General features: G+C 65.5%; 9 protein-coding genes. 3 read left to right on the forward strand and 6 right to left on the reverse strand.

Annotated features, from left to right (window positions below; all coding sequences use genetic code 11):
* Positions 1-29 precede the first annotated feature (29 nt).
* Both ACPXCG_RS18200 and fmdA read right to left on the reverse strand, forming a co-directional pair.
* On the reverse strand, positions 30-1,154 hold the full coding sequence (locus ACPXCG_RS18200) for an LGFP repeat-containing protein (protein WP_425793447.1): 1,125 nt from the start codon (positions 1,152-1,154) through the stop codon (positions 30-32).
* Positions 1,155-1,637: 483 nt separating this feature from the next.
* Positions 1,638-2,891: a formamidase gene (fmdA, locus tag ACPXCG_RS18205; RefSeq protein ID WP_425793448.1), complete on the reverse strand. Its 1,254-nt coding sequence runs from the start codon at positions 2,889-2,891 to the stop codon at positions 1,638-1,640.
* Between the two features lie 117 nt (positions 2,892-3,008).
* On the opposite strand from fmdA, the gene ACPXCG_RS18210 reads away from it, so the two are divergent.
* The gene (locus ACPXCG_RS18210) at positions 3,009-3,296 is read left to right on the forward strand and encodes an FmdB family zinc ribbon protein (protein ID WP_425793449.1); all 288 of its coding nucleotides are present in this window, start codon (positions 3,009-3,011) and stop codon (positions 3,294-3,296) included.
* Positions 3,181-3,498, forward strand: a complete 318-nt coding sequence (locus ACPXCG_RS18215; RefSeq protein WP_425793450.1) for a DUF6188 family protein — start codon at positions 3,181-3,183, stop codon at positions 3,496-3,498. The genes ACPXCG_RS18210 and ACPXCG_RS18215 overlap by 116 nt, the downstream gene beginning before the upstream one ends.
* A 57-nt stretch (positions 3,499-3,555) precedes the next feature.
* On the opposite strand, the gene ACPXCG_RS18220 is transcribed toward ACPXCG_RS18215, so the two are convergent.
* Together ACPXCG_RS18220 and ACPXCG_RS18225 are read right to left on the reverse strand one after the other, a co-directional pair.
* Positions 3,556-4,746 carry a TY-Chap domain-containing protein gene (locus ACPXCG_RS18220; protein ID WP_425793451.1) on the reverse strand — a complete coding sequence of 397 codons (1,191 nt, stop codon included), beginning with the start codon at positions 4,744-4,746 and terminating at the stop codon, positions 3,556-3,558.
* Between the two features lie 130 nt (positions 4,747-4,876).
* Entirely contained in the window at positions 4,877-5,545 is a 669-nt protein-coding gene (locus ACPXCG_RS18225) for a fasciclin domain-containing protein (protein WP_425793452.1), read from the reverse strand.
* 224 nt (positions 5,546-5,769) lie between these two features.
* Here ACPXCG_RS18225 and ACPXCG_RS18230 point away from each other — a divergent pair, with 224 nt between their 5' ends.
* Positions 5,770-7,335, forward strand: coding sequence for a molybdopterin-dependent oxidoreductase (locus ACPXCG_RS18230; protein WP_425793453.1), 1,566 nt, complete (start codon positions 5,770-5,772; stop codon positions 7,333-7,335).
* A gap of 1 nt (position 7,336) precedes the next feature.
* Here the strand turns inward: ACPXCG_RS18230 and ACPXCG_RS18235 are convergent, their stop codons facing one another.
* Complete coding sequence (locus ACPXCG_RS18235; protein WP_425793454.1) at positions 7,337-8,866, reverse strand: flavin-containing monooxygenase; 1,530 nt, start codon at positions 8,864-8,866, stop codon at positions 7,337-7,339.
* Positions 8,867-9,064: 198 nt separating this feature from the next.
* Positions 9,065-9,616 carry a DinB family protein gene (locus tag ACPXCG_RS18240; protein WP_425793455.1) on the reverse strand — a complete coding sequence of 184 codons (552 nt, stop codon included), beginning with the start codon at positions 9,614-9,616 and terminating at the stop codon, positions 9,065-9,067.
* Between the last annotated feature and the right edge of the window lie 223 nt (positions 9,617-9,839).

Genomic DNA, 9,839 nt, shown 5'->3' on the forward strand with positions numbered 1-9,839 from the left:
GGGCGTCAGTTTTCGAGTGGTCCATCCTGTCAGTCTTTCAAGACGATGAGATCGTTGCCATCTTCATTGTCCAGACCGACCGGGTCCGGAACGATACGGGCCTCGTGTGCATAGCGAAGACTCGTATCCTCGATGCCGGCGTGATTACCTTCGTTGCGCAGGCCGACCGCGCGTCCGGTCACGTTGTTGTACGCATCCATCGCGTTGGCCTGTGGGGTGCCGGGTGCGTCCTGCTCGTGGGCGTCGGCGATCTGTATCGCGAAGTCTTCGTTGGCCATCTCCGTGGTGTATGCCTGCCATAAGCAGTGCCGCGCCGCATCGGCTCGGTTGTCCCCCTGATCAGCGCCGGGGAACTCCTGCGACGAGATCTTCTGAGCCATCGACTGCGCGGGGAAGGCGCGACGGCAGTCGTTCGGATTGGTGCCGCAGACCCATCGCTGCTGCGTGCCGATGCTCATGAAATCGTCGTAGCTGCTGGTGGCAGCTTCGAACAGAGAATCGACGGGCACGCGTGCAGTCTTGTCGAACTGGAACGTCACACTGCTCCCCGCGGTAACCGCACTGACATCGACCAGCGCGCCCGCAGAATCTGTCGCATTCGGGAGCCCAATGGCCGCGATAACGCTCGAGTCAGGGGCCAGCAGGTCCACGCGGCCACCGTCGGCCTGGAGTCGGAATCCGGCAGGTACCGGCAGAAGCATCGTGAAATCGCGCGGCGCCTGTGCTCCCAGGATGTCGATGCCAATCTCCGCGTAGATCTCGCTCCGCTTGAGGAATGTGACGTCGAAGCCGTCGCCATGAAAGGTGACGCCGTCGGTGACCGCTTCCACCGTGAGCGTTCCCAGGCTGGGAAGACCGAATGACAGCCCGGCCGGGATCAGATCGGCGGTGAGTCGTGCCCCCGAGGAGTAGAGACGACCGTTCTGGAACCCCTGCTCCTCGACCGATGATCCGGCCGCCACGGTCGCATCAGAGACGGGGTAGCCGAGGTCGCTGCGTTCGTAGCCGGCCGCAGCCCACTGGTCGTAGATGGTGCCGATGACCGAATGTGCTCCCGTTGTCGGTGACCAGTAGATGGCGCCGTGCTGGAACGTTGAGTACCGTCCCGCGCCGTCCGGGGCGACGATCTCGTCGGAGGTCGGGAAGCCGAGCACGCCCGTTTCTGCACCCGCCGCCTTCCACTTGTCATTGATGAGGCCCTGGATGCTGTGCGCGCCGGTGCCAACTCCGCGACCGAAAGACGACGCTGTAGATACATGCCTCAGCGGGAGCCGCAGTCACCTGTACTGGAGCGGTGAGGGCTATGGGCCAGCAACGTGTGGAATGAAAGCGTCTAACGGATACGCCGCCGAGCATCTACGAGCCATGACCGGCATTGGGGCTTGCACTGAGTGGGCAGGTCGGGCCTGGCAAACAAGCGAAACAGAATGGGGGACAGTTGATTGACGGTCGTGGCTCAGCTGGACTCATCGCCTGGCAGATACGTAAGGCGGCACAAGGCTTACTTCCATCGGACAGATACAGGCGGCGAGGTGTAGGACAATGCTTCCCGGGCAGTACCCCATCGCCCACACCTCGCTCACCTGCGCCCAGCGAGCGTTCGAACAGAATCCCCATTGACAAACACACAGGAACCCTCAGAAACTCGCCGTCGGCGCACCCATCCCCGGATCGATCCGTACCGGCCCCTCCTTCGACGGAGCGATCGGGAAGTCGAAGATCGCCGTGGGGATGTAGACCGTCGCACACGAATTGGGGATGTCGACCACTCCGGAGAGCCGCCCTTCGATGGGCGCCGACCCGAGAAGGAGGTAGGCCTGCTCAGGGCTGTAGCCGAACTTGGTGAGGTAGTCGATCGCGTGTAGGCAGGCGCGCTGGTAGGAGAGATCCGAATCCAGGTAGCGTTGCTCACCGTCGAGGGTCACCGACGTACCGGAGAAGGCGATCCACTCCGAGTACTGCGGGTCGGTGTTGCCGGGCAGGAAGATGGCGTTCTCGGTGACACCGTAGGTCTCCATGCCGCCCTTGATCAGATCGACGTGGAGGTCCATGAAGCCGCCCATCTCGATGGCGCCGCAGAAGGTGATCTCACCGTCGCCCTGGGAGAAGTGCAAGTCGCCGAACGAGAGATTCGCACCGGGAACGAACACCGGATAGAACACCCGGGTGCCCTTGGTGAGATTCTTGATGTCCTGGTTCCCGCCGTTCTCCCTGGGCGGTGCGGTCCGGGCGGCTTCGCCTGCGACGCGGTCGAATTCGGCGCCGGACAAGGAACCGAGGACAGCGCCGTCCGGCTCGGGCGGCAGTGCGAGCGGCGGCACGCGGTCGGGATCGGTGGCGATCAGCGTCGCCTCACGTGCATTCCAGGTGCCCAGCAGTTCGGGCGACGGTGCCGTACCCATCAGGCCGGGATGCACTATGCCGGTGTACTTCACATGTGGGACATGCCTCGACGTGGTGCTCTGGCCGCTGAAGTCCCAGATGGCCTTGTAGGCGTCCGGGAATTGTTCGGTGAGGAATCCGCCGCCGTTGCGGGTGGCGAAGATTCCTGTGTAGCCCCAGCCCTGACCGGCAAGCGGGCCCGAATCCTCCTGCGGGATCGGCCCGACGTCGAGGATGTCGACGATCAGCAGATCACCTGGCTCGGCGCCCTCGATCGCGAACGGCCCGGACAGGGTGTGCACGTTGTTCAGTGGGGCGTTGAGAATGTCGTCTGCCGAGTCGTCGTTGTGGATGGCGCCGTCGAACCACTCGCGGCAATGTGCGCGGAAGGTGTCGCCCGGTTTGACGGTGACCGCCGGCGGGATGTCGGGATGCCAGCGGTTGTGGCCGACGATCTGTTGATCGGTGAAGCTCTTCGACGAATCCAGTGGGAACAACAACTCCGGCACAGCGACTCCCTCAACTTCCGACGACGGATCGGCTCGGGGATGAGTCTAGTGATGCAGGCCGGTATCGGCAGCGTCTACGACGCATCTGGTCGGCGACGTACGCCTAGGGTGAAAGCCATGCCGACCTACGTGTACCGATGCTCGGAGTTCTGCGATGACTTCACCGAGCAGCATTCGATGACGTCGATCCCGGATGAGTCGACGTGCCCGGAATGCGGACATGATGCGCGACGGGTGATAGGCGCCCCGGCGTTGGGCGCGGGCAATACGGCGGCGGTTCGTCTACAGGATGCGACCAGGTCGACTGCCGACTCACCGCAGGTGGTGTCGAGCGTCCCCGGTCGACGTCGCACGCCCACTCCGGTGTCGACGAACCCGTTGCACCGCAAGCTGCCGAGGCCGTGACGGCCGGGCCGACGCCGCCGGGACCTTAAATGTTCCAGGGACGTTGTCACTGACCTTCGACGACGGATCGCGAGTCGACATCGGCGGCGACCCGACCGGCCGATACGAGGCGTGGTCCGTCGTCGCCCCCGACGGGGTCCGGGCCGTCGCGATGCCCGACGGCGAGGTGGCGTTCTGGGATCCACCGCCGGCACCGCAGTGACAGCGTGAACGGGCGGCCGGCATTGTGGGGCCGACCGAGAGGCCTGGCATGGATCGGTCAGGTGGTGTGCTCGCGGCCCGAGGACTCGGGCCTGCTGCGGTTCTGGGCTTCGTCGAGGGCACGCAGTGCGGTCCCGAGGCACCTGATGACGTGTCGCCATTCGCGGGCCTCCTCGGCCCGGCGCTCGGCCGCGTCCGGATCACCGAGCTGTCGGGAAGCCTTCTCGTCTGCCCGGCACCTATTGGACCGCTGGGCGCAGTGACGCAGGTAGCCGAGGATGGTGGTCTCGTCGTATCGACACAAAGCGGCGATGGTCATACCGTCCGGCTCCGATCGATCGTCGACCAGGTCCAGCACGCCGTCGAGGCCGGCCGGCATCTCGCCTGACTCGGCAAGCACGGGTCGCGGTCGTGCCCTGCTGCAGCGCAGTGCGATCTCGGTCGCAGAGTCTCGGATGAATGAGTCCCAGATCTCCAGTCCGGCAGTGAGGTTGGCCGGATGGAAGGCCGAGCACTCGATGCGGTGCGACGCGTGGACCCGGCCATCCTCGACCGACAGGCAGATGCCGGGCCACCGGCGTCCGTTGGTGGCGACGAAATCCGCAGCGCCGGAGGCCGACACGTGATCGGAGAGGATCGTGTAGCACTCGATCGCTGCGACGTCGTGAATCGCGCGTAGCCACGACTTGACCGGATCGGTCGGGAGTGGGATCTCGCCGTGCCGGTCGACGTGGACGCGGACACCGGTGAGTCCTTCGAGGGCGTCGATCACCAGGCTCAGCAACTGGGTCGAGTCGTGGGCGAGGGTGGCGAGTTCGATGGCGGGCTCGTCGGGGACGGTCTCATCCGAGGACGCCTGAAGGAATGCCGGATGCACGACATCCCACACCTCGCGCAATGCTGTCGCCACGATCGCGGAGATGACGTCGACCTGGCGTTTGCCGGTATCGACGACGAGGTCGCCGCCGGCGCCCCGCAACGACCGCATGCCGAGGTCTCGCAGAACGCGTATCCGCGCGGGACGTCGTTCGTCGTCGGCAAGTGTGGGCGCGTGGACGCGACATCGGTACCTACGGGATGCGGTGAAGGAGCACGTCATCAGGGGATGGGCCGCGCTGTTGCCGCCGACGGGAATCGCCGACACGACCAATTCCTCCCCGGCCGGTAGGCCCGCGAGGTGATCGGCGAGGTCGATCCGGTACCGGCGCCATGCGGCCTCGAGGTCGTCGTCGAAGTCGGCGAGAGTCATGGCGAACCCCTCTCGATCGCTGGACGCGATGCTGGAGTCGAAAAGCGTGTTACCGCAGCTGATCTGACTGGATCGGCGGGGCAGCACCGAGGCCATGAGGCGCTCGGTGCTGCACCCGATCGGTCCGCGATCAGGCGGCGGGAGGTGTGAGGACGGTGTCGATCAGGTAGACGGTGGCGTTGGCGGTCTTCACGCCGCCGCACACCACGCCGGCCGAATCGTTCACCTTCATGTCGTTGCCCGAACCCGAGACGGTGAGGGACTTACCCTCGACGGTCTTGTGTTCGCCACCGACCTGATCCGGGGTCATCTGGCCCGGAACCACATGGTACGTAAGGATGTCGGTCAACATCGCGGAGTCGGTCTTGAGCTTGTCGAGTGTTGCCGGCGGCAGCTTCGCGAACGCGTCGTCGGTGGGGGCGAAGACGGTGTACTGCCCGTTGTTGAGCGTGTCCACGAGGTTCACGTCCGGGTTCAGCTGCCCGGAGACCGCCTGGGTGAGGGTCTTCAGCATCGGGTTCGCGGCCGCTGCCGTGGCGACGGGGGCCATCGCCATACCGTCGACCGATGCCGGGCCCGTCGGATTCTGTTGCGCGTAGGTGGCACAACCGGAGCCGACCATCGCTGCCGGTGCGGCGGAGGCGCTTTCGCCGGACATACCGCTCATCGGTGCCATGCTGGACGCGGTCGAGTCAGATGTCGTGGAGCTGTCATCCGACGAGCATCCTGCCACGAGGCCGATTGCCAGAACGGCGCCCGATGCCGCCAGCACTGCGCGCTGCATTCCTTTGATCGCCATGATCGATCCAATCTGTCGATGGTGGACCCACCGCCCGGCAGGTCTCATCGAGTCATTCGCTGGCCACGTGATTCCGGATGGGTGTGAGTTTTGCGATTGCGTCGGAATCCCGCTCGCCTGTGCTGACTCCGTGAGACCAATCCGGGCGTCCGACTCCGCCGAATAGCAGATGTCTATGGACGGACAACAGGTCCCGACAGGCTTGTTGTACGAGGAGGATGCTCATGCGCACCAGTACCGAAAAGTATGTGGGCGGGGGCTTATCCGGGCTCGTCGCCGTCGGCTGCGGAGTTGCGTCGGGTGAACTCGTCGCGCTGGCGGTCTCGGCATTCGCGTCGCCCTATCAGGCCGTGGCCGCGTTCATGGTCGACCACTCGCCCGCCTTCGCGCGGGAATTCGCCATCCAGACCTTCGGGACCAACGACAAGCAGGCGCTGATGCTCGGCATGGTCGCGGTGATCGCCCTGCTCGCGGTGGTCGCCGGCATCCTGCAGGTCCGTCGCCCGCCGCTGGGTCTCGTGGTGGTCGTGCTCTTCGCGGCTTTCGGTGTGCTTGCTGCGGTGACCCGTCCGACATTCGAGCCGTCGTACGTCCTCCCCCCGCTCGTGTCGGGCGTTGTGTCGGGCCTCGTGTTGGTGGTGTTGTGCCGCGGTGCGCGGCCCCGTTCGGATGGTTCCGCCGAATCCGCGGACAGCCCTGATCGGAGTCCTGATGGGGCGGGTTGGTCGCGCCGACAGTTCGGCGGTGCGGTGGGGGTGCTCGCGGTGGCCTCGGCTGCTTCGGTCCTCGTCGCCCGACAGGTGGCACGCACGGGTGGCGTGATCGCGGAGCGGATGCGCGAAGTGTTGCCGAAGGCATCCTCGGAGGCCGCTCCGATCCCGGCGGGTACCGATGTGGCGGTCGATGGCGTGACCCCGTTCGTCACGGGGAACGGGACGTTCTACCGGATCGACACCGCGCTGCAGGTGCCACAGCTGAGCACCCGTGATTGGCAATTGCGGATCCACGGGATGGTCGATCGGGAGATCACGCTCTCGTGGGACGACCTGATGTCGATGCCGACGATGGAGCGCATCATCACACTGTCCTGCGTGTCCAACGAGGTGGGCGGCGATCTCGCGGGCAATGCGCGATGGCTCGGCTTCCCGATGCGCGAGATCCTCGATCGCGCGGGCGTGCAATCCGGCGCCGACATGCTCCTGTCCACCAGCATCGACGGCTGGACGTCCGGAACGCCGCTGCAGGCGATCACGGACGGCCGGGACGCGATGCTCGCCATCGGTATGAACGGTGAGCCGTTACCTCTCGAACACGGTTATCCGGTTAGGCAGGTGATCCCGGGACTCTACGGGTTCGTGTCGGCATGCAAGTGGGTTGTCGATTGGGAGATCACCAGATTCGATCGTGCACAGGCTTATTGGACGAAACGCGGCTGGGGGGTGCGGGCACCGATCAAGACCGCGTCGCGCATCGACCGTCCGGCGCCACTGTCGAAACAACCCGCCGGGCGGGTTGTGGTGGCAGGCACCGCATGGGCGCAACATCGCGGCGTGCGTGGCGTGGAGGTGCGCGTCGACGACGGCCCATGGCAGCCCGCCACTCTGGCGACCGAGTACTCCGTCGACACCTGGCGCCAGTGGACCTGGGACTGGGATGCCACGCCGGGCCAGCACACGCTGCACTGCCGTGCAACGGACGCGGCCGGCCGTACCCAACCCGAACAGCGGGTGGCACCGATCCCCGACGGCGCGACCGGCTGGCACAGTCGGGTGTTCCGGATCGAGGGGTGAGTCAGGCCGGCGCAGGCGCCCGGCCGAACACCATCGAGTCCTCGACATCGTCGAGGCGATGGTCGATCGCGTCCCGGTAGTAGTTGTGGCGGACCGCCCAGTGTCCTCTGGTGCCCGACTTGGGGAGGGCGTCGGGTGAGCGCTCGACGTAACCCGCCTTGAGGTCCCACAGTGGCTTGGACCCCATCGATTCCGATCCCAGATGTGGATAGGCATGGGTGTAGCCGTGAGACTTCATGTACCGCAACAGCTTCGCCACCGCCCGTGCTGTCATGTCCGCGCGTAGGGTCCAGGACGCGTTGGTGTAACCGACCGACCACGCGAGGTTGGGGACATCCTCCAGTAGATGGCTCTTGAAGACGAAGCGGTCATGTGGCTTGATCTCGGCGTCGTCGACGCGAATCCGGATGCCACCGAACGCCAGGAGCTGCAGCCCGGTGGCCGTCACCACGAGATCGGCATCGAGGTGCCGCCCTGACTGTAGGGTGACCCCGCCCGCGTCGAACCGATCGATCTGATCGGTCACCATCTCCACACGGCCGGTGGTGATCTCGGCGAACAGATCGCCGTCAGGGACCATGCACATGCGCTGATCCCAGGGGTCGTAGCGGGGATTGAAATGCACGTCGACCGGATAGTTGTCGGGGAGTTCCTTGGCGACTCCGGAACGCAGGAGCTTGCGACCCACCTTGGGGAACCGGTGCATCCCGTGCACCATGGCAGCAGTCTGCGCCGCGTAGCGGGCGCGGATGACCTTGTGGGCGGCCTTGGCCGGCAAGACCTTCCGGATCAACGGGTTGATTCGCTGCTGCTGCGACATCGATGCGATGTACGACGGCGACCGCTGCAGCATCGTGACGTGCTCGGCGGTGCGTGCCAACGACGGGATGAGGCTCACCGCGGTGGCGCCGCTCCCGATCACGACGATCCGTTTGCCGGAGTGGTCCAGGTCCTCCGGCCACTGCTGTGGATGTACGACGTTTCCGGCGAAGTCGTCGAGCCCGGCGAACCGCGGTTGGTAGGGATCGTCGTAGTCGTAATAGCCGGTGGCGAAATAGACGAACCGACATCGGTAGGTCTGTTCTGTGCCGTCCGCCGAGGTGGCGATCGTCCAGGAGTCGGTGCTCGAGTCCCAGTCGGCGGAACGGACGTGCTGCCCGAACCGGATGTGCTCGGCGATCCCGTGCCTGGCCGCCGTCGCGGTGACATAGTCACGGATGTCCGAGCCCTGGGCGAGGGCTTCGGGTCGACGCCACGGCTCGAACGGGAAGCTCAGGGTGAAGATGTCGCTGTCCGAGCGTATGCCGGGATAGCGGAACAGATCCCAGGTGCCGCCGATGTGGTCGCGACGCTCCAGGACCAGGTAGCGGGTGGTTGGGTCCGACTCGGTCAAACGGTACGCGGCGTCGATGCCGGAGAGCCCGGCGCCGATGATGATGACGTCGTACAGCTCGGCGCCGTCGGCGCGCGATCCAACGCCGGATGTGTCGGGCTCGTTCACCGGGACCTCCTCGTCGAGTTCCGCATTCATGGCGGAACGATCACGGACCGTGTTGATCACGAACGTGGGCAAGCACGTTCGCGACCACCGTTGTGCGCTGTCGGCCGCAGCCCGTCGACGGGGGTCCGTTGAGGTAACCGTAGTTCTTCGAAGCCCGGTTGTGCGGAGAAGTCGCGAAGGTTTCTCGGCCGGGCATCGGTTGCCCACGCTCCGCTGGTGGGCGCGGCGTTACGCGTCAGGCATGGTGAACAGCGCGCCCATCGTCGACTGCCCGTCCAGGGCCTCGCGGATGATGTCGGCGTGACCCGAGTGATGCGCGGTCTCGCGAAGCTTGTGCAGCATCATCTTCCGGATCGTCCACCACTCGCGCTCCGGCTGCCATGGAGCGGTCGGCTGCGGGATCAGCTCGTCGAGGCCGCCGACCTCCGCGACATATTCGTCGAGTTCGGCCGCCGCGCGGTCGTACTCGTCGAGCCAGCCCGCGAGGGTCTCGCCGTCGGCGAGATCGTAGGCGTTCTCGGCCTCGGTCATGTCGAACTCGGCCGTCTCGTCGCGTTCGCGCAACTCCTCGAGCGTGTTCTGCTCACCCAGCGCGAGGTGCTTGACCAGACCGCCGAGGGTCAGCTCGCTCACCGTGGTCCGCTTGCGGGCCTGCTCCTCGGTGATTCCCCGGACGGTGACCTTGAAGAGCGCCCGCTGATCGGCGAGCAGAGTGAGCAGATCTTCTTTCTCACCGGTGACGGTGAACGGGAGTGCGACAGAGGTGTAGGTGCCGGCCATGATGGTGCCTCTCGTTGTCGGTGCTTGCGCTGTGGTGCTGGGGACAACGTTATGGACAATTGCGGACAGGTTCGGTCCGCGATGTTTCGAGTCGGTTGGAATACTTGGTCGGCGGGATCTCGATACGCGCCCTCGCTGCGCTCGGGGGCTACTCATAGCTCCTATGTCAAGCGGCTGCTTGAGTGTCGGGTTGTGTGCGGGTGTTGTGGTCGGCGGTGAGGGC

Origin of the sequence: Gordonia sp. DT218 (assembly GCF_049847105.1) — a bacterium.
GTDB lineage: Bacteria > Actinomycetota > Actinomycetes > Mycobacteriales > Mycobacteriaceae > Gordonia.